Here is a 21,704-nt window from a genome sequence, read left to right as displayed (position 1 = left end):
CCCGGTTGCACGCATTCAGAGTGAGGATTGTGCATGACGTACGCGAATTCAGCACCGGCCGACGAAAGCGTTAATTCAGGGGACCGGGAAACAGAAATCGAACTGCCGTCCCGGCCGCTGTGGGTTCATTCGGCTTTCGTTTTCACACTCCTCTACACCGCGTTCCATGTGTACTGGGCGGTCGGCGGCACCTGGGGGCTGCCGCTGTGGGGCCAGCACAACCAGTCCGAGGTCCAGGCGGTCAACTGGGTCGTCAGCGCGATCATGCTGTGCGGCGCCCTCTGGGTCCTGGCGCTGCTGCATCCCGCCGCACGGCGTGTCCCGGCCTGGATAGTACTGCTGCCCCTGTGGGGCGCCTCGGTCGTGTGCATCTCCCACGCCTTCTTCGGCTGGGTCACCAAGGGGCTGTACCTGGCCGGCATGAAGTCCGCTGTCGACTTCCCGGTCGTGCCCGGTGTCAGTGCCGCGACCGCGGACAAGGAGAATCACCTGTCCGCGGTCATCGACATCCTGGTGTTCGAACCCTGCTTCCTGATCCAGGGTCTGGTGCTCGCCATGGCCTCCTGGCAGTTCATCCGCACCGCGGCCAACCGGCGACGCTGGGTCTGGTCCCTGGTCGTCGGTGTCGTGCTCGTCGACCTCTTCGGCGTGACGCTGTCCCTCGCCGGTCTGAAGTTCGCGATCGGCTGACCGCGCCTCCGTCGTCGGCTCAGCCGACGACGGAGCCGACGGCCAGATGGTCGGCCAGGTCCTTGACGAGCGCCTCGGGATCATCGAGCAGATAGAAGTGGCCACCGGGACTGACCCGGTGGTCGAAGGCCGTCGCGGTGGCCGCCGCCCACTCCCGCAGACCCTCGACCGGCACGTCCTCGTCCTCGGACCCGGTGTACGCGGAGATCGGTGCGCTCAACCGGGTCGGCGGCCGGGGGAGATAGGTGCCGATCAGGCGGAAGTCCGCCCGGATCGCCGGCATGACGAGCTCCAGCAGGTCCGGGTCGTCCAGCACGGTGTCGGCGTTCGGGTCCCCGAGCCGGCGCACCTCGTCCCGGATGGCCTCGTCACCGCGCAGATGCGCGTCGTCCGGCGTCACCCGGTGGGGCGGCAGCTGTCCGGAGACGAACAGCCGCCCCGCCGGCACACCGCCGGTGCGCTGCTGCAGTCGCAGCGCCACCTCGTAGGCGACCGAGGCGCCCATGCTGTGCCCGAACAGCGCCAGCCGCTGCCCCGCGAAGGGCTGCAGCACATCGGCGATCCGGGTCGACAGCACACCCATGTCGTCGATGCACGGTTCCATCACCCGGTCCTGGCGCCCCGGGTAGCACACGCCGATGACCTCGACGTCCTCCGGGAGCCACCGCGGCCAGTCGCGGAACATGCTCGCCGCGCCGCCCGCGTGCGGGAAGCACACCAGCCGCACCCGGGGGTTCGCCGACCTGCGGTACCAGCGCAGCCATCGCGACGGCGCGACGGCCGGCTGGTTCACGACCGCACCCCGTCGTCGCTGTCGTAGGCGGCGATCGCGGCCTCGTTCGGCTGGATGCGCACCGGCAGCCGGGACAGCCCGGTGAGGAAGTTGGAGTGGATCCGCTGCGGCTCACCGGTGATCTCGAACCCGGTGGTGTAGGTGCGCAGGGCATCGAGCAGCGCGTGCACCTCGGCACGGCCCAGATAGGCGCCGAGGCAGAAGTGCGGACCGTATCCGAAGGTGATGTGCTTGTTGGGCGACCGGTTCAGGTCGAAGACGTACGGGTCCGCGAAGACCTCCTCGTCCCGGTTGGCCGAGTTGTTCCAGAGCGTCACCACGTCACCGGCGGCGATCACCTGGCCGTGGAGCTCCATGTCCGTCACCGCCCGGCGGCCGAAGTGCATCGCGGGGGTCGCCCAGCGCAGCACCTCCTCGGTGGCCGACTCCAGGGTCACCTTTCCGTCGCGCAGCAGCTCCCATTGGTCGGGGTACTGCGTGAAGGTCTGCACCGAGTCGATCATGGAGAGCCGGCTGGTCTCGTCGCCGCCGAGGATCAGGCTGTAGCAATTGAGGACGATGACTTCCTCGGTCAGCGGTTTGCCGTCCACGGTGCTGTTGGCGAGAACGCTGATGACGTCCTCGGTAGGCTTCGCGCGGCGCTCGGCGACCAGCTCGCTGAAGTACAGCAGGATCTCGTTACGGGCGAGCCACGCATCGGTGGCCGACTGGTCGGCGTCCTCCGAACTGAGCGCGGACTTGTTGAGCTTGAGAAGGAACTCACGGTCCGCGGTGGGCACACCGAGCAGGTCCGAGATGGTGTTCAGCGGAATCTGCTCGGCGACGTCGGCGGCGAAGTCGCATTCACCTCGCCGCGCGGCGTCCACCACCAGCCGGGTCGTATTGACCCGGATCTGGTCGACAATCGGCTTGAGCGCCTGCGGAGAGAAACTCTTGAGCAGCACGTTGCGCAGGCCGCGGTGCATGGCGCCGTCGGTCACGGCGAGCATCTTGCCGGCCGCCGAGTCGCCCCCGGCGAGCAGCGTGACCAGCACGTTGCCCTTCTCCGACGTGAGCTTCTTGTTGTCCTTGTACAGCGCCATGACGTCCGCGTACCGGCTGACCACCCAGAATCCCGGTGCGTCGCCGACCGGTGGATGCCAGTACAGCGGACGGGTGGTCCGCAATTGCCGCCAGTATTCGCTGAGGTCATTCACCTCGTACGTTCTGGGATCGGTCAGATTGATGGTGGAGATGTCGTCCGGTATAGGCAGGGTGTGCGCGGTCATGTTTCCGCCGTTCGTCCTGTGCTGCGAAAGAGTTTCCGACTACTTGCTTGTTCCGAGCTTTTCGGCGATGAGGCGGCCGATCTCCGCGGCCGGTTCAGGCTGCATCATATGCGGGTGGGAGCAGCGCACCGTCTGATATTCAATTTTTCCCGTTACGAATGGACGCCACTGCTCGACCCTTGCGGCCAATTCGGCAGCGGGTACCGTCTCGTCCGGCTCGGCGACGATGACCAGCACATCGCTGTCCAGCGGCTGCGGGTCGAAGCTGCCGAAAAGCGAGCGGCTGTTGGCGAAGACATTCGCCAGTGCGGTGATCGCGGTCTCGTCGAGGTTGGCGAACACGCTCTGCCGCTCGCGCAGCACATCGGCGACCATCGCGTAGTCCAGGGGCTCGTCGCCCAGGCTGTCCATGTCGTAGCCGACGAAGTCCAGCATGATCCGCAGCGCGTCCTGCTGGTCCGGCTGGCTCTCCGGCGCCGGCCTGCTGCGGTCGATGGGGTACTGGTCGAGGTTGACGAGCAGCCCCACCTCTTCGCCCTCGGCGCGCAGTTGGGTGGCCATCGCGTGGATCACCAGGCTGCCCAGCGACCATCCGAGCAGGTGGTAGGGGCCGCTCGGCTGAACGCCGCGGATCTGCGTGACGTAGTCCGCCGCCATCTCCTCGATGCTCGACGGCAGCGTGGCCGACGGGTCGGCGAGACCCCTGGCCTGGAGACCGTAGAGCGGGCGGTCGGCTCCGATGTGCTGCATCAGGCCCGAGTAGACCCAGCTCAGGCCGCCGGCCGGGTGTACGCAGAACAGCGGCGCTTTCTCGCCCGTGGTCCGCAGCGGCAGGAGCACGTCCAGAGTGTCGCCGTCGGTGTCGTTCCCGAGCTGACCGACCAGCTCGGCGACGCTGGGCGCCTCGAATATGGTGCGGATGCTCAGCCTCACGCCGAAGGTCGAACGGACCTTCGTGACCAGCCTCATCGACATGATGCTGTCGCCGCCGATGTCGAAGAAGCTGTCGTGCACGCCGACCGTCTTCAGGCCGAGCACCTCGGCGAACAGCGCGCAGAGGATCTCCTCCTGCGGTGTGCGCGGTCCCGTCCAGGCCGTGGGGCTGAAGTCCGGTGCGGGGAGGGCCTTGCGGTCGAGTTTTCCGTGGGGGGTGAGGGGGAGTGCGTCGAGGGTGACGAAGGCCGCGGGGATCATGTAGTCGGGCAGGGCGGTGGCGATGGTGTCGCGGAGTCGTGCGGTGTCGATGGTGTGGCCGGTGGTGGGGACGAGGTAGGCGATGAGCTGCTTGCGCTGCTCTTCGTCCTCGCGGGCGTGGACGACGACTTCGGCGACGGTGGTGTCCTTGGCGAGGACGGTTTCGATCTCTCCGAGTTCGATGCGGAAGCCGCGGATCTTGACCTGTTCGTCGGCGCGGCCGACGAATTCGAGGGTGCCGTGGGTGGTCCAGCGGGCGATGTCGCCGGTGCGGTACATGCGGTCGCCGGTGGTTCCGAAGGGGCTGGCGACGAAGCGTTCGGCGCTGAGGGAGGGCCGGTTGAGGTAGCCGCGGGCGAGGCCGTGGCCGGTGACGTAGAGCTCGCCGGCGACGCCGACGGGCACCGGCCGCAGCCAGTTGTCGAGGACGAAGGCCCGGGTGTTGGTGACGGGGGTGCCGATGGGCACGGTCGCGCCGGGGGTGAGAGGTGCGCTCATGGTGACGGCGACGGTTGCCTCGGTGGGGCCGTAGGCGTTGACCATGCGGCGGCCGGGCGCCCAGCGGGCGACCAGCTCCGGCGAGGTGGCATCCCCACCGACCACCAGACCCTGGAAGTGCGTGAGTTGACCCGCGGCTTCGGCGGGGACGCTGGCGAGGGCGGCCGGCGGGATCAGCGCATGGGAGACGCGCTGGTCGCGCAGGACCTCGGCGAGGGGTTCGCCGACGAGCGGTCCGACGGGAGGCACGACGAGGGCTGCCCCGGCGCCGACGGCCATGCACAGTTCCAGTACGGACGCGTCGAAGCTCGGGGACGAGAACTGCAGCACCCGGGACGTCGTGTCGACGGCGAAGCGTTCGACGCAGGAGTTCGCGAAGGCGGCGAGGCCCCGGTGGGAGACGACGACGCCCTTGGGGCGGCCGGTGGAGCCGGAGGTGTAGATGACGTACGCGGGGTGGTCCACCCGAAGAGGGGCGATCCGGTCCGCGTCACCGAACTCCGCACCGTCACCGTCACCTTCGGCCGCACCGGTCTGCGCGTCGACGTGGAGCCAGCGCAGGTCACCGCCCACACCGGTCAGCCGTTCGGCGATGGTTGCCGTGGAGATGACGAGCGCGGGGGAGGCGTCACCGAGGATGAACTCGATCCGCTCGACCGGGTAGTCGGGGTCGATCGGGAGGTAGGCGCCGCCGGCCTTGAGCACGGCGAGCTGTGCCACGACCATCTCCACGGAGCGCGGCAGCACCAGGGCGACCAGCCGCTCCGGACCCACACCCGCGTCCGCCAGCACCCGCGCGAGACCGCTCGCCCGCGCGTCCAGCTCCCGGTAGGACAGGAAGTCGTGGTCGTGGACCAGGGCCACGGCCTCGGGGTCACGCGCCACGGAGGCTGCGAACAGCTCCGGGAACGTCACCGGTACGACATCGGCGCGGGCGGAGTCGTTCCACTCCACCAGAACCCGACGACGCTCGTCGGAGGACAGGATCTCGGCGTCGGTGACGGGGCGATCGGGGTCGGACGCGAACTGGTCGATCAGCCCGATCAGCGCGTTCATCCAGCTCTCGACCCGGTCACGCTCGAACAGGCCGCCCTGGTACTCGAACTTCAGCAGCAGTTCGTTGTTGGGGACGACGGTCAGCGAGATCGGGTAGTGGTTGCCGTCCCGTGCCTCGATGCCGGTGACCCGCTCACCGTCGGCGGGCTGACCGAACGAGCCGGTGTCCATCGGGTAGTTCTCGGTGACGGTGAGGGTGTCGAAGAGCTTGTCGACGCCCTGGGCGCGCAGGATGTCCGACAGGCCGAGGTACTGGTGGGACATCAGCTCGACCGACTGGCCCTGCAGCCGCGTCAGCAGGTCGGCCCAGGAGTCACCGGGCCGCACCGATACGCGTACCGGCAGGGTGTTGATGAAGAGGCCGACCATGCTCTCCACGCCGGCGATCTCCGGCGGACGGCCGGAGACCGTACCGCCGAAGACCACGTCGTCGCGCCCCGTCAGCCGTCCCAGCAGGACGCCCCAGACCGCCTGGACGACGGTGTTCAGCGTGACGCCGCAGCGCCGTACGGCCGCGTCCAGGGCCGATGTCAGCTCCTCGGGCACCCGGACCCTCAGCTCGTCCGGCACGGTCGCCCGGAGGTCGGAGCCCTCCGGTGCGATCAGTGTCGGCTCGCTGACGCCCTCCAGCGCGTGCTGCCAGGCGGCGAGCGCGGTCCGGCGGTCCTGACGGCCCAGCCAGGACAGGTACTCCCGGTAGGGCGTCGGCGTCGGCAGGTCACCGCCCGCGTACAGCACGAACAGTTCGCGCAGCACCAGCGGTGCGGACCAGCCGTCGAGCAGGATGTGATGCATCGTCATGACGAACCGGTAGCGGCCGTCGCCGAGGTCGACGAGCGTGAAGCGGAACAGGGGAGGCCGCTCCACCTCGAACCGGTGCACCCGGTCCTCGGCCATGAACGCGGCCAGTTCGGCGTCGCGCCGCTCGGGGGCGAGCGTGCTGAGGTCCACATCCCGCCAGGGCAGCTCCACCCCTCGACGCACCACCTGGACGGTCCGGTCCAGGCCCTGCTGCCGGAACGCGGCGCGCAGGTTGGCGTGACGGCGCAGCAGTCCGGCCGCGGCCTCCCGGAGCCGGGGGGCGTCCAGGCCGCCCTCCACGTCCACCGCGAGCTGGACGTTGTAGATGTCGGGCGCGTCCTCGTCGAACTGGGCGTGGAAGAGCAGCCCCTCCTGCAGGGGGGTGAGCGGCAGTACGTCCTCCAGCTGCTCGGGGTCGGCCGTCTCGACCATGTCGATCTGGGCCTGGGTCAGCGGGACGAGCGGCAGGTCGGAGGGGCTGTGGCCGCCGGCCGACGGCCGGTCCACGTGCGCCACCAGAGCGCGGAGGGCATCGAACCAGGTCTCGGCGAGTTCGCGCACCTCCTCCTCGGTGAACAGCGCCTCCGCCCATGACCAGACCGCGATCAGCCGGGGACCCTCGGCGCGGTCCTGGGTCTGCGCGTTCAGGTCGATGCTGTGGCTCAGCGGCACCTCGGCGTCGCCGCCGCCGCCGAGTCCGCCGGACTCCGGAGCCGGGCTCCACACCTCCGGCGCCACATGGGCCTTGTCCTCGGCGATGGCGAACCGGCCCAGGTAGTTGAAGCCGATCTGCGGCTTCGGCAGGGACGCGAGCATCATGCTGGTCTGCGGGTTGAGGTAGCGCAGCAGGCCGTAGCCGATGCCGTTCTCCGGGAGCCTGCGCAGCTGCTCCTTGACCTCCTTCAGGGCCCGGCCCGCGGACGGGCCGCCCTCGCGGAACTCGTTCCAGTCCAGCGGGCCCGGGTCGACCCGGACCGGGAAGAGGCTGGTGAGCCAGCCGACGGTGCGGTGCAGGTCGACGTCGTCGACGATCTCCTCGCGACCGTGGCCTTCGAGGTCGATCAGCACACCCGTGTGGTCGCCCCGCTCGTGGGTCTGCCGCCACCGGGCCACGGCCGCACCGAACGCGGTGAGCAGCACGTCGTTGACCCGTGCGTGGAACGCGGCCGGCACGGTGGTCAGCAGCGGCGCGGTCAGCTCGGTGGGCAGGACGAGGGAGAGCGTCCGCGCGGTCGCGGTGATGTCCCGCTTCGGGTTGAGCGGTTCCCGGGTCAGCAGCGGGTCGGAGTCCCCGAGGACGTCCAGCCAGGTCTCCAGTTCCCCGACCCGCTCGGCGTCCTGGGCGGCCTCGGTCAGCCGCTGGGCCCAGGTGCGGAGCGAGGTGCCGACGGGCGCCAGTTCCGGTGTCCGGCCGGCCGCAGCCTCCGTCCATGCCTGGGCGAGGTCGGGCAGCAGGATCCGCCAGGAGACACCGTCCACGACCAGGTGGTGGACGGCGAGCAGCAGCCGTCCGGGGGCGGTGGGGCCGGCGTCGAACCACACGGCCTGCACCATCGCGCCGGTCTCCGGGTCGAGCCGGTCCCAGGCGGCCTGGACGTGCTCGCCGATGCGGGCGCCCGCGGCCTCCTTGTCGAGGCCGGCGATGTCCACCCGCCGGATGCAGTCGGAGGCGCGCAGTTCGCCGCGCGGCGGGATGTCCAGGTTCCAGATCAGCCCGCCGGTGCGGCGCAGCCGCATCCGCAGCGCGTCGTGATGGTCGAGCACCGCCTGCAGGGCGGTCTCCAGCCGCTGGACGCCGAGGTCGGCGGGGGCGACCACCATCATGGTCTGGTTGAAGCGCTGCACGGGGCCGCCGCGTTCACGCATCCAGTGGATGATCGGGAGCAGCGGTACGGAGCCGGAGCCGTCGCTGTCGTCGCGTACGGCTGTGGCCTTCTCGCCGCCGACGCGGGCGGCCGCCGCGAGACGGGCGACGGTCTTGTGCTCGAAGACGTCCCGCGCGGTGAACTCGATGCCCGCCGTGCGGGCACGGCTGACCAGCTTGATGGAGACGATGCTGTCGCCGCCGATGTCGAAGAAGCTGTCGTCGATCCCGACCTCGGACAGGCCGAGCACCTCGGCGAAGAGCCCGCACAGGACCCGCTCGGTGTCGTTGCCCGCCTCCCGGCTGTCCTTCGCGGCGCTGAACTCCGGTGCGGGGAGGGCCTTGCGGTCGAGCTTGCCGTGAGGGGTGAGGGGGAGTGCGTCGAGGGCGACGAACGCCGCGGGAACCATGTAGTCGGGCAGGGCAGCGCCGACTGTTTCGCGGAGTCGTGCGGTGTCGATGGTCTGGCCGGTGGCGGGGACGAGGTAGGCGATGAGCTGTTTGCGCTGTTCTTCGTCCTCGCGGGCGTGGACGACGACTTCGGCGACGGTGGTGTCCTTGGCGAGGACGGTTTCGATCTCTCCGAGTTCGATGCGGAAGCCGCGGATCTTGACCTGTTCGTCGGCGCGGCCGACGAATTCGAGGGTTCCGTGGGTGGTCCAGCGGGCGATGTCGCCGGTGCGGTACATGCGGTCGCCGGTGGTTCCGAAGGGGCTGGCGACGAAGCGTTCGGCGCTGAGGGAGGGGCGGTTGAGGTAGCCGCGGGCGAGGCCGTGGCCGGTGACGTAGAGCTCGCCGGCGACGCCGACGGGCACCGGCCGCAGCCAGTTGTCGAGGACGAACGCCTGGGTGTTGGTGACGGGGGTGCCGATAGGAACCGTGGCACCGGGGGTGAGAGGTGCGCTCATGGTGACGGCGACGGTTGCTTCGGTGGGGCCGTAGGCGTTGACCATGCGGCGGCCGGGCGCCCAGCGGGCGACCAGCTCCGGCGAGGTGGCGTCACCACCGACCACCAGGCCCTGGAACTCGACGAGTTGACCCGCCGCCTCATCCGGGACGCTGGCGAGGGCCGCCGGCGGGATCAGCGCATGGGTGACCCGCTGGTCGCGCAGGACCTCGGCGAGGGGTTCGCCGACGAGCGGTCCGACGGGAGGCACGACGAGCGCCGCTCCCGCTCCGACGGCCATGCACAGCTCCAGCACCGAGGCGTCGAAACTCGGCGAGGAGAACTGCAGCACCCGGGAGGTGGCGTCCACCGCGAAGCGTTCGACGCAGGAGGTCGCGAAGGCGGCGAGGCCCCGGTGGGAGACGACGACGCCCTTGGGGCGTCCCGTCGAGCCGGAGGTGTAGATGACGTATGCGGGGTGGTCCACCCGCAGGGGAGCGATCCGGTCCGCGACGCTGAACGGGGAGTCGTCCCCGGGGTGGATGTTGTCCGTGTCGACGTGGAGCCAGCGCAGGTCGCCGCCCACACCGGTCAGCCGTTCGGTGATGATCTCGGTGGAGATGACGAGCGCGGGGGAGGCGTCGCCGAGGATGAACTCGATGCGCTCGACCGGGTAGTCGGGGTCGATCGGGAGGTAGGCGCCGCCGGCCTTCAGTACGGCGAGCTGTGCCACGACCATCTCCACGGAGCGCGGCAGCACCAGGGCGACCAGCCGCTCCGGACCCACACCCGCGTCCGCCAGCACCCGCGCGAGGCCGTTCGCCCAGGCGTCGAGCTCGCCGTAGGACAGCGACTTCTCACCGTGCACCAGCGCGACCGCGTCGCGGTCCCGCGCCACGGACGCCGAGAACAGCTCCGGGAACGTCACCGGTACGACATCGGCGCGGGTGGAGTCGTTCCACTCCACCAGAACCCGGCGGCGTTCGGGTGCCGAGAGGACGTCGACGGCCCGGACCGGCAGCTGCGGGTCGGCGGCCACGGCCTCCAGGAAGCGGACCAGGCGCTCCCCCAGCTGCTCGACGGTCGCGCGGTCGAAGAGGTCCAGGCGGAACTCCACCAGGCCCTCGATGCCACGCGCTCCGCCCTCGTGGTCGGTGCTCTCGTTGAAGCTGAGGGAGAGGTCGAACTGGGTGGACTTCACCGGCACCTGGCGTACGGCGCTGTCCAGACCGGTCAGGCCGAAGCGGCTCTCCGGCGTGTTCTGCAGCGCCAGCGAGACCTGGAACAGCGGGTGGCGGGCCAGCGAGCGCTCCGGGTTGAGCACTTCGACCAGCCGCTCGAAGGGCACGTCCTGGTTGGCGTACGCCGCCAGGTCCACATCGCGCACCCGGCCGAGCAGGTCCGTGAAGGTCGGGTCGCCGGACAGGTCGGTGCGCAGCACCAGGGTGTTGATGAAGAAGCCCACGACGCGGTCGAGCGTGTCGTCGGTACGGCCCGCGATCGGGCTGCCCACGACGACGTCGTCGGTCGATCCCAGCACCGACAGCAGCGAGGCCAGGCCCGCCTGGAGCACCATGAACAGGGTGGTCCCGGTCTTGCGGGCCAGCGCGTTCAGTTCGCGGTGCAGCTCGGCCGGCAGATGGACGACCACCGAGTCGGCCCGGTAGTCGGCCTCGGCGGGCCGCGGCCGGTCGGTGGGCAGGCGCAGCTCGTCGGGCAGGCCGGCCAGGGCGTCCTTCCAGAACGCGAGCTGCTGGTGGATGCGGCTGTCCGGGTCGTCCTCGTCGCCGAGGATCTCGTAGTTCCACATCGTGTAGTCGGCGTACTGGACGGGCAGCGGCTGCCAGTCGGGCGTCTCGCCCGCGGCCCGTGCGGTGTAGGCGCTCGTGAGGTCGACCGCGAACGGGTCGAGCGACCAGCCGTCTCCGGCGATGTGGTGCAGCACGGTCAGCAGGACGTGCGTCTCGGGTCCGGTCTCGAACAGGGTGACCCGCAGCGGGGTCTCGGTGGCCAGGTCGAAGCTCCGGGCTGACGCCGCCGCGATGGCGGTCTCCAGGTCCTCCTCGCTCGTACGTATCAGGGCCAGCTCGCAGCCGTGGTCCGCGGGGAGGACCTCCTGGCGCGGTTCGCCGTCCCGGTCCGGGAAGACGGTGCGCAGGCTCTCGTGGCGGGCCACGACGTCCTGTACGGCGCGGTGCAGTGCCTCGATGTCCAGGGACCCGTTCATCTGCACGGCCAGGACGATGTTGTGGGCGGCGCTGGCGGGCTCGAAGCGGTTCATGAACCAGAGCCGGCGCTGGGCGTACGACAGCGGGATCTCCTGCGGCCGTTCCATCGGCCGCAGCGCGGTCCGGGCGCCGGCGGCGCCGCCGATCCGGCCGACGAGCTCCGCGACGGTGGGGGCCTCCCACAGTTCGCGCAGCGGCAGTTCGACCTCGAAGACCGACCTGATGCGGCTGACCACACGCGTGGCGTGCAGCGAGTGGCCGCCCAGTTCGAAGAAGTTGTCGTGGACGCCGACGGACGGCAGGTTGAGCATCTCCGCGAACAGGCCGCAGAGGATCTCCTCCTGCGGGGTGCGCGGGGCCTGCCGGGTGACGAGCGCGGCGAAGTCGGGGGCGGGCAGCGCCTTGCGGTCCACCTTGCCGTTCGGGGTCAGCGGGAGGGCGTCCAGGGTCATGAGGACGGCGGGCACCATGTAGTCGGGCAGCCGGGTCGACACATGGGCGCGCAGCACGTCCACGGCCGGTACGGTCCGGCCGCCCGCGGCGACCAGGTAGGCGACCAGGCGGGCCTCCCCCGACTCGTCGGGGCGGGCCGCCACCGTGGCCCGGGCGATGTCCTCGTGCTCGGTCAGCACGGCTTCGATCTCGCCGAGTTCGACGCGGAAGCCGCGGATCTTGATCTGGTCGTCCACCCGGCCGACGAACTCCAGCTGCCCGTCCTCGGCCCAGCGCGCCACGTCACCGGTGCGGTACATGCGGGAGCCGGGGGCGCCGAAGGGGTCGGCCACGAAGCGTTCCGCGGTCAGGCCGAAGCGGTTCGCGTAGCCGCGGGCCACGCCGTCACCGGCGAGGTACAGGTCGCCCGCGATGCCGGCCGGGGCGGGTTCGAGGGCCGGGCCGAGCACGTAGACCCGGGTGTTCGCGATCGGGCCGCCGATCGGCGGAAGACCGGGGCGGTCGGTCAGCCGGGCGGTGGTGGACCAGACGGTGGTCTCGGTCGGCCCGTAGACGTTGGTGACCTCGGCGGCCAGGTCGCGCAGCCGGCCGGCCAGGCCGGCCGGTACCGGCTCGCCGCCGACGAGGACCCGCAGTCCGGCCAGGGCCTCCGGGTGTTCCGAGACCAGGGCCTGCCACAGGGTGGGGGTCGCCTGCATGAGCGTGGCGCCGGCACCGGTGATCAGCCGGGCGAGCGCCGCCGGTTCCATCACCTCGTCACGGGAGGCGAGGACCACGGTGGCGCCCGCGCTCAGCGGGACGAACAGCTCCAGCGCGGAGATGTCGAACGCGATGGTGGTCACCGCGACCAGCCGGTCGGCGGCGACGACGTCGAACCGGTCGCGCATGTCGGTGACGAGGTTGGTGATGTTGCGCCGGGAGACGACGACACCCTTGGGGCGGCCGGTGGAGCCGGAGGTGTAGATGGCGTACGCCGGGTTGTCGGGGTGCGCCCGCGCGGTCGGCGCGGTGGCGGGCAGCCCCGCGAGCGCGGCGGTGACATCGGGGGCGTCCAGCACGACCCGGCGCGGGCCGCCGGTCGTGGGCAGCGTGGTCACGGACGCGTCGGTCAGCAGCGCGGCGGGCCGTGCGTCGTCGAGGATGTAGCCGATCCGGTCGGCCGGGTACTCCGGGTCCAGCGGAACATAGGCGCCGCCCGTCTTCGCCACCGCCAGCAGGGCGGTCACCAGCGCGGCCCCGCGCGGCAGGGCGACGGCGACCCAGGACTCCGGGCCGACGCCGAGACCGGTCAGGTGATGGGCCAGGCGGTTGGCCCGCTCGTCGAGCTCCCGGTACGAGACCTCGGCGCCGCCGTCGAGGAGGGCGACGGCGTCCGGGGTGAGGGAGGCGTGCCGGGCGAAGAGGTCCACGGCGAAGTCGCCGACGGGCGCCGTCGTGTCGTTCCACTCGGTCAGCAGCCGGTGGCGCTCGGGGCCCGGCAGGGCGCGGGCGCGGCCGACCGGCGCCTCGGGGTCGGCGCCGATCTGCAGGAGTACGGCGACGAACGCGTCCAGGATGCCCTGCGCGCGGTCACGGTCGAACAGGTCCGGCCGGTAGCCGAGCCTGATCTGCATACGCCGGCCGGGGGCCGGGAAGAGCGTCAGCGGGTAGTGGGTGGCGTCCTGGCCGACCGCACCGGTGATCCGGAGGCCCTCGGCGGGCTCGCCGAGACCGTCGGCCTCCACCGGGTAGTTCTCGAAGACGACCAGGGTGTCGAAGAGTTCGCCGGCGGTCCCGGACTGCGCCTGGACCTCGGCGAGCGTGAGGTGGTGATGGTCCAGGAGCGCGACCTGCCCGCGCTGCTGGCGTTCCAGCAGCTGCGCCCAGGAGTCGGCCGGCCGTGCGGAGACCCGCACCGGCAGGGTGTTGATGAAGGAGCCGATCATGTTCTCGACGCCGGGGAGCGCCGACGGGCGGCCGGAGACGGTGCCGCCGAAGACGACGTCGTCGCGGCCGGTCAGCCGTCCCAGCACGACGCCCCAGGCCGCCTGCACCAGGGTGTTGAGGGTGACGCCGCAGTGCCGGGCGGTCTGTGCCAGGCCTTCGCTGGCCTGCTCGTCCAGGGTGACCAGCAGGTCCTCGGGCACCACCGCGCCGCGTCCGGCGTCGGGGGAGATCAGGCTGGGTTCGGTGACGTCGCCCAGCGCGTCGCGCCAGGCGCCGAGCGCGGTCCGCCGGTCCTGCCGGCCGAGCCACGCCAGGTAGTCGCGGTAGGGCGTCACGGGGGGCAGTTCGGCGCCGGAGTAGAGCGCGAACAGCTCGCGCATCAGCAGCGGCCCCGACCAGCCGTCGAGCAGGATGTGGTGGTTGGTCATCAGGAACCGGCAGCGGTTCTCGCCGAGCCGGATGACGGTGAAGCGGATGAGCGGTGCGCGCTTCAGGTCGAAGCGGCGCAGCCGGTCGGCGGCCATGAACGCGTCGAGTCCGGCGTCCCGCTCCTCGGCGGGCACGTCCGTGAGGTCCGTCTCGAACCAGGGCAGTTCCACGTCGCGGTGCACCACCTGCACCGGCTCGCCGTTCTTGCGGCGGCGGAAGCCGACGCGCAGGTTGGCGTGCCGGCGCAGCAGCGCTGCGGCCGCGGACCGGAGCCGCTCCAGGTCCAGGGTCCCGTCGAGATCCACCGCGATCTGCACGCTGTAGACGTCGAGGGCGTCCTCGTCGTCCTCCGCGTACTGCGCGTGGAAGAGGAGCCCTTCCTGCAGGGGCGACAAGGGCAGAAGATCCTCGATACGTGACTGCTTCACCATGACAACCCCTCGTCGTCCAGATCGTTCTCGAACTCGTTCAGTTCCTGCTGGTCCATCTGGACCAAGGTCCCCGGCGCGGAGGTGGCGGGCTGCGCGCCCCGGTCCGCGGCCCGGTCGACCATCGCTGTCAGGGCGCGGAACCAGGCCTCGGCCAGGCCCCGCACGTCGGACTCGTCGAACATGCCGTCCGGCCACGCCCATGCGGCGACCAGCCGGGGACCGTCCGGGTGGTCCTGGGTCTGTGCGTTGAGGTCCAGGCTGTGGGCCATCGGCATGGCGGCGTCGCCGCCACCGCCCAGCCCCGCCATACCGGGTGGCGGGCTCCAGTCCTGCGCCTTGGCGTCCGTGCCGCCCGCCGCGAAGCGGCCGAGGTAGTTGAAGCCGAGCTGCGGGGTGCGCAGCGCGGCCAGCTCGGACCGGGTCCGCGGGTTGAGGTAGCGCAGCATGCCGTAGCCGATGCCGCCGTCGGGCAGCTCGGCGAGCTGGGCCCGCACCGCGTCCAGGGCGCTCTCCACGGTCCGGCCGCCGCCCCAGAAGTCGTTCCAGTCGAGCTGTCCGGGGTTGAGCCGTACCGGGTACGAGCTGGTGAACCAGCCGACGGTACGGCCCAGGTCGGCGCCCTCGACCACCGGTTCGCGGCCGTGGCCCTCCATCTCGACCAGTACCGCGTTGCCCTGCGTCGGCTGGCGGCGTGCCCGCCAGGAGGCGACCGCCACCGTGTAGGCGGCCAGCAGCACGTCCTTGATCTGGGCGTGGAAGGCGGCCGGGACACCGGTCAGCAGCGGACCGGTGACCTCCGGGGGCAGGGTGAGGGTGAGGGTGCGCGCCGTGCCGAACACGTCACGCCCCTTGTCCAGCGGACGGGCGCCCAGCTGGGGGTCGGGGCCGGTCAGGGCCGCGCGCCAGAGCGGGAGCTCCTCCAGGCGGCGGGCGTCCGACGCCTCCTCGGCGAGCCGGGTTGCCCAGGTCCGCAGCGAGGTTCCCACCGGCTCCAGTCCGGGCTCGTCGCCCGCTGCCACCCGGGACCAGGCGGAGGCCAGGTCCGGCAGCAGGATCCGCCAGGACACGCCGTCCACCACGAGGTGGTGCACGGCGAACAGCAGGAGGCCGGGCCGGTCGGGGCCGGCGTCGAACCAGACGACCTGCACCAGGGTGCCGGACTCGGGGGTGAGCCGCCGGGAGGCCGCCTGGCCGTGCTCGACGACCAGGGCCCGCTGGGCCTCGGTGTCGCCGGAGGCGGCCGCCTCGGCGAAGTCCACCCGGTGCACCAGGTCCGCGGCACGCACCTCTCCGCGCGGGCGGACCTCGGTGCGCCAGTCGTCGGCGTCGGCCCGGGTCAGCCGCATGCGGAGCGCGTCGTGCCGGTCGATCACGGCCTGCACGGCGGTGGTCAGCCCGTCGAGGTCGAGGGCCGCGGGCGTCTGGGCGGCCATCGACTGGTGGAAGCCGTCGATCGGGCCGCCGTGCTCACGCCACCAGTGGACGATCGGGGTCAGCGGCAGCTCGCCGATTCCGGCGTCCGGGTCCTCGGCGAGGGTCCGGGTCGCCGCCTCGGCGATCTCCGCGAGCGCCGCAGGGGTGCGGTGCTCGAAGACGTCCGCCACGCTCAGCTCGATGCCGGCCGTCCGGGCCCGGCTGACGAGCTGGATGGAGACGATGCTGTCGCCGCCGAGGTCGAAGAAGCTGTCGTCGACGCCGACCGTCGTACGGCCGAGCAGCTCGGCGAAGATCCGGCAGAGCGTCTCCTCGCGCTCGGTGGCCGGGTCGCGGCCCGGCACACCGGTGTCGAACTCGGGCACCGGCAGCGCCGCGCGGTCCAGCTTGCCGTTCGAGGTGAGCGGCAGCGCGTCGAGGGTGACGAAGGCGGCGGGGACCATGTAGTCGGGCAGCGCGGTGGCGACGTCCTTCCGCAGGACCACCGGTTCCGGCATCTGCGCCCCGGCGTCCGGCACCACGTAGGCCACCAGTTGCCTGAGGCCCGGCTGGTCCTCGCGCACGATCACCGTGGCCTGCGCGAGCCCGGCCCGTGCGAGCAGTACGGTCTCGATCTCGCCCGGCTCCACGCGGAAGCCGCGGATCTTGACCTGCTGGTCGGCGCGGCCGACGAACTCCAGCCGTCCGCCGGTGGTCCAGCGGACCAGGTCGCCGCTGCGGTACATCCGGGAGCCCGCCGGGCCGAACGGGTCGGCCACGAACCGTTCGGCGGTCAGGCCGGGACGGCCGAGGTAGCCGAGTGCCACGCCGGGACCGGCGATGTGGAGCTCGCCCGCGACGCCCACCGGCACCGGCCGCAGCCGGTCGTCGAGCACCAGCACGCGGGTGCCCGCCACCGGCCGTCCGATCGGGGGCGTGGTGTCCGGCGACAGCGGATCGCTGAGCGTCGCCGCGACGGTGGTCTCGGTGGGGCCGTAGGCGTTGATGACGGTGCGCCCTGCCGACCAGCGGGCCACCAGGCCCGGCGAGAGCGCCTCACCGCCGGAGACGATGCAGCGCAGGCGGGGCAGCGTGCGGTCCTCGGGCAGGGTGCCGAGCAGCGGGGCGGGCAGCATCACATGGGTGGCCCCGGCGGCCTCCAGGGCGTCCGCCAGCCCGTCGCCGACCAGCTCCCGGGACGGTCCCGGGAGGGCGAGGGCGGCACCCGACAGCAGCGTCATCGCCAGGTCGCCGACCGATACGTCGAAGTTGGTCGACACCACCTGGAGCACCCGGTCGCCCGTGCGCAGCCCCAGCCTCTCGACGTGGCTGTGCACGAACGGGGCGAGGCCGGTGTGGCTGACCAGTACGCCCTTGGGCCGGCCGGTCGATCCGGAGGTGTAGATGACGTAGGCCGGGCTCAGCGGTCCGGGCCGCCCGGGGCCGGCGGGGCCGGTCGCGGGGCGGGCGGCGACGGACGCGGCGAACGCGTCGTCGTCCAACGCCCAGACGGGCACGGCCGGTTCGGCCGGCAGTTCGCCGCGTGCGGCGTCGGTGACCAGGAGTGCGGCCGGGGCGGCGTCGTCGAGCATGTACGCCACCCGCTCGGCCGGGTACTCCGGGTCGACGGGCAGATAGACGGCTCCCGCCTTGGTCACCGCGAGGAACGCGGTGACCTGCTGCGGCGAGCGCGGTACGGCGACCGCGACGACCTGGCCGCGGCCGATCCCGCGGGCCGTCAGCTCGTGGGCGAGCCGGTTGGCGCGCCGGTCGAGCTCGGCGTAGGCGATCGACTCCCCCTCGCACCACAGGGCCGTGGCGTCCGGGGTGCGCTCCACCTGCGCCTCGAACAGCTCGGCGAAGGTGCCGGGCGGCACCGGGGCGGCGGTGCCGCCCCACTCGCCGAGCAGCAGCTCCCGCTCGTCACCGGTGAGCAGGTCGTGCTCGCCGGTCGGGCGGTCCGGTTCGGCCAGCATGCGTTCCAGCAGGGTGATGAGCCGGTCGGCGAGCAACTGCACCGTGTCGTGGGTGAACAGGTCGGTGCTGTACTCGACCACGCCCACGACGCCGTCGGGCTCGCCCGCCGCGTCCACCGTCTCGGCCAGGTTGAACGCCAGGTCGAACTTGGCCACCCGCAGCCCGTTGGGCTGCTGGGCGATGGTCAGGTCCTCCCCGAGGCTCAGCTCCGCGGGCGGTGTGTTGAGCAGGTTGAGCATCACCTGCAGCAGCGGGTGACGGGACATCGAGCGGCTGGGGTTGAGGACCTCGACGAGCCGTTCGAAGGGCACGTTCTGGTTCTCGTAGGCCGCGACGTCGGTGACCCGTGCCCGTTCCACCAGCTCCCGGAAGGTCGGGTCGCCCGAGGTGTCGGTACGCAGCACCAGGGTGTTGACGAAGAAGCCGACCAGCTCGTCCAGGGCGTCGTCGGTACGGCCGGCGACCGTGGTCCCCACCGGGATGTCGGTCCCCGCGCCGAGCCGTGTCAGCAGGGCCGCGAGCGCGGCCTGCAGCACCATGAAGGGACTGGCTCCGGTCGCCTTCGCCAGGTCGACCAGCGCGCGGTGCGGCTCGGGCCGCAGCCGCAGGCGCACCAGTTCGCCCCGGTGGCTGGGCCTGGCCGGGCGCGGCAGGTCGGTCGGCAGGGCGAGTTCCTCCGGCATGCCGGCCAGCTGCTCGCGCCAGTAGTTCAGTTCCGCGGTCAGCCGCGAGTCCTGGTCGTCCTCGCTGCCCAGCAGGTCGCGCTGCCAGATGGCGTAGTCGGCGTACTGCACGGCGAGCGGCGTCCACCGGGGCGCCCGGCCGGCCACCCGCGCCCGGTAGGCGTCGGAGAGGTCGCGCAGCAGCGGGCCGAGCGACCAGCCGTCGGAGGCGATGTGGTGCACCAGGAAGACCAGCACATGGTCGCGCGGTCCGACCGTGAACAGGTGCACACGGACGGGCAGTTCGGTGTTCAGGTCGAAGCCGTACGCGACCGCCCCGGCGACCGCCGCGTCGAGCTCGTCGGGGGTGACGTCGGCGATCCGTAGCCGCGGTGTGGCGGTCGCGGCGTCGAGGATCTCCTGCCGTGGCTTCCCGTCGATCTCGGGGAACGTGGTGCGCAGGCTCTCGTGCCGGGCCACCACGTCGCCGAGCGCGGCCTGCAGCGCCCTGGCGTCGAGGGGGCCGGTGAGCCGCATGGACAGCGGGATGTTGTACGTGGGGCTGGGGCCTTCGAGCCGGTTGAGGAACCACATCCGGCGCTGCGCGAACGACAGCGGGATGTGCTCCGGCCGTTCCTGGCGCACCACGGACTCCCGGGCCTCCTCGGCCCCGCCGATCAGTACGGCGAGTCCGGCGACGTTCGGGTGCTCGAAGAAGTCGCGCAGCGGGAGTTCGGCGTCGAACTCGCTGCGGATCCGGCTGACCAGCTTGGTCGCCTGCAGCGAGTGCCCGCCGAGTTCGAAGAAGTTCGCCTCGACGTCGACGTCGTCGCTGTGCAGCACCTCCTCGAAGATCCGGCGCAGCCGGGCCTCGGTCTCGTTGCGCGGCTCGCGGCCGCCGGGGCCCTGGGCGGTGGTCTCCGGAGCGGGCAGCGCCCGGCGGTCGATCTTCCCGTTGGGTGTGAGCGGCAGGACCGGCAGCGTCACGACGGCCGACGGCACCATGTACTCCGGCAGCCGGGCGGCGACGTGCTCGCGCAGCTCCGCGGCCGAGGGCGCGGCGCCGTCCGGCGCGGCGACCACATAGGCGACCAGGCGCCGGTCGCCGGGCTCGTCCTCCCGGGCGACCACGGCCGCCTGCGCGACGCCTTCGTGGGCGACGAGCAGGGACTCGACCTCGCCCGGCTCGATCCGGTGACCGCGGATCTTGACCTGGTCGTCGGCGCGGCCGACGAACTCCAGGTTGCCGTCCGGCAGCCAGCGGACCAGGTCGCCGGTGCGGTACATCCGCGAGCCCGCCGGGCCGTACGGGTCGGCGACGAAGCGCTCCGCCGTGAGACCGGGCCGCCCGGCGTAGCCGCGGGCCAGGCCGTCACCGGCCAGATACGCCTCGCCGGGGGTGCCGACCGGGACGGGCTGCAGCGCCTCGTCCAGGACGAACACCCGGACGTTCCACAGCGGACGTCCGATCGGCGGAGTGGTCCCCGGCGTGAGCGGCGCGCTGACGGTGACGCAGACGGTGGCCTCGGTGGGGCCGTAGGCGTTGAGCAGCCGCCGCCCGTCGGACCAGCGGGCGATCAGGTCCGGTGCGGACGCCTCACCCGCGAGGATCACGTTCATGCCGTCCGGGAGCGCGCCCTGCGGCAGCACCGCGAGCGCCGCCGGCGGGATGTTGGCGTGCGTGACCCGCTCCCGGGCCAGCAGCGCGATCAGCGGCTCGCCGACCGCCAGGTCGTCCGAGGGGGCCATCACCAGCGCACCGCCGACGAGCAGCGGCGCGAGGATCTCCCAGATGGCGGCGTCGAAGCTGGAGGAGGCGAACTGCAGCATCCGGCTGCTCGCGTCGAGGCCGAACTGCCGGCGGATGGCCCCGAAGGAGCCGATGCCCTCGTGCGTCACCACCACGCCCTTGGGCGTGCCGGTGGAGCCGGAGGTGTAGATCATGTACGCGGCGTTGGCCGGGCCGGCCCTGCGGACGGCGCCGGGCACGGCGTCCTGGGATCCGTCCGGTCCGTCGTCGGCCGAGGGGCCGTCCAGCAGCAGCCGGGGCACATCGGAGTCGGGCAGCCCGGCGGCGGCGGGCCCGTCGGTCACGAGCAGCGCCGGCCGGGCGTCGGACAGGATGAAGGAGACGCGTTCGGCCGGGTACTGCGGGTCGACCGGCAGATAGACCGCACCGGCCTTGGCCACCGCCAGCAGGGCCACGACCAGCCGGGGTGTGCGCGGCAGCGCGACGGCCACCACGTCCTCGGGGCCGATGCCCCGGCGGGTCAGCAGCCGGGCGAGGCCGTCGGCCTCGGCGTCCAGCTGGGCGTAGCTCAGCTCCGATCCGTCGTAGCTGATCGCCACCGAGCCGGGGGTGGCCGCGGCCTGGTGGGCGAACAGCGCGGCGAAGGTGCCGCGCGGCACGTCGTGCCCGGTCGCGTTGAAGCCGGCCGTCACCTGTCGCCGCTCGGCGGGGGAGAGGACGTCCACACGGGCGATCGGCAGGTCCGGGTCCGCGCACACGCCGTCCAGCAGCCGCAGCAGCCGGTCGGCCATGCGGGAGACGGTCTCCGGATCGAACAGGTCGTCGCTGTACTCGACGAGGCCGGTCATGCCGGCCGGGCGCCCCTGCTCGTCGTACCGCTCGCGCATGCTGAAGGCGAGGTCGAACTTGGCGGCGCCGATGCCGACGCCCTGCGGGCCGACCTCCGTGCCGGGCAGGCTGATCTCGATGTCGGCGGTGTTCTGGAGGTTCAGCCAGACCTGGAACAACGGGTGGCGGGCGAGCGAGCGCTCGGGGTTGAGCACCTCGACCAGCCGCTCGAACGGCACCTCCTGGTGGGCGTAGGCCGCCAGGTCGTCCTCGCGGACCCGCTCCAGCAGTTCGGTGAAGCTCGGGTCGCCGCCGGTGTCGGTGCGCAGCACCAGGGTGTTGACGAAGAACCCGACGAGGTCGTCGAGCGCCTCGTCGTTGCGTCCGGCGACCGGGGTGCCGAGGGCGATGTCGGTGCCTGCGCCGATCCGGGTGAGCAGCGCGGCGAGCGCGGCCTGGCCGACCATGAACAGACTGGTCCGGGTGCGCCGGGCCAGGTCCGCCATCCGCTGGTGCAGTTCGGCCGGTACGCCGAAGGGGACCGTGGAGCCCTTGTG

The 21,704-nt window shown here is 72.0% G+C and carries 5 protein-coding genes (1 of these 5 running past the window's edge); 1 reads left to right on the top strand and 4 read right to left on the bottom strand.

Annotation, left to right across the window (positions count from 1 at the left end; translation table 11 throughout):
- Positions 1 to 33 precede the first annotated feature (33 nt).
- On the top strand, positions 34 to 690 hold the full coding sequence (locus tag IE272_RS08690) for a DUF3995 domain-containing protein (protein ID WP_078961230.1): 657 nt from the start codon (positions 34 to 36) through the stop codon (positions 688 to 690).
- A 19-nt stretch (positions 691 to 709) separates the two neighbouring features.
- Here the strand turns inward: IE272_RS08690 and IE272_RS08685 are convergent, their stop codons facing one another.
- The 4 genes in view from IE272_RS08685 to IE272_RS08670 are tightly spaced (at most 39 nt apart) and all read right to left on the bottom strand, a layout consistent with a single transcriptional unit that may run on beyond the window.
- Complete coding sequence (locus IE272_RS08685; protein WP_050358501.1) at positions 710 to 1,483, bottom strand: thioesterase II family protein; 774 nt, start codon at positions 1,481 to 1,483, stop codon at positions 710 to 712.
- The gene (locus tag IE272_RS08680; protein ID WP_050358502.1) at positions 1,480 to 2,751 is read right to left on the bottom strand and encodes a cytochrome P450; all 1,272 of its coding nucleotides are present in this window, start codon (positions 2,749 to 2,751) and stop codon (positions 1,480 to 1,482) included. The genes IE272_RS08685 and IE272_RS08680 overlap by 4 nt, the downstream gene beginning before the upstream one ends.
- A gap of 39 nt (positions 2,752 to 2,790) precedes the next feature.
- Positions 2,791 to 14,517 (bottom strand): non-ribosomal peptide synthetase, encoded by an 11,727-nt coding sequence (locus IE272_RS08675; RefSeq protein WP_190006582.1) that lies wholly within the window; start codon positions 14,515 to 14,517, stop codon positions 2,791 to 2,793.
- Positions 14,511 to 21,704, bottom strand: partial view of a non-ribosomal peptide synthetase gene (locus IE272_RS08670; protein ID WP_190006581.1) — the 3' portion only. 6,993 nt of this gene lie beyond the right edge of the window; only the last 7,194 of its 14,187 coding nucleotides appear in the window; its start codon lies beyond the right edge, outside the window; the stop codon is at positions 14,511 to 14,513. The genes IE272_RS08675 and IE272_RS08670 overlap by 7 nt, the downstream gene beginning before the upstream one ends.

The organism is Streptomyces anulatus (assembly GCF_014650675.1).
GTDB lineage: Bacteria > Actinomycetota > Actinomycetes > Streptomycetales > Streptomycetaceae > Streptomyces > Streptomyces anulatus.
Note: the sequence above shows the minus strand (reverse complement) of the source record. Positions and strands in the feature narration are given on the sequence as shown.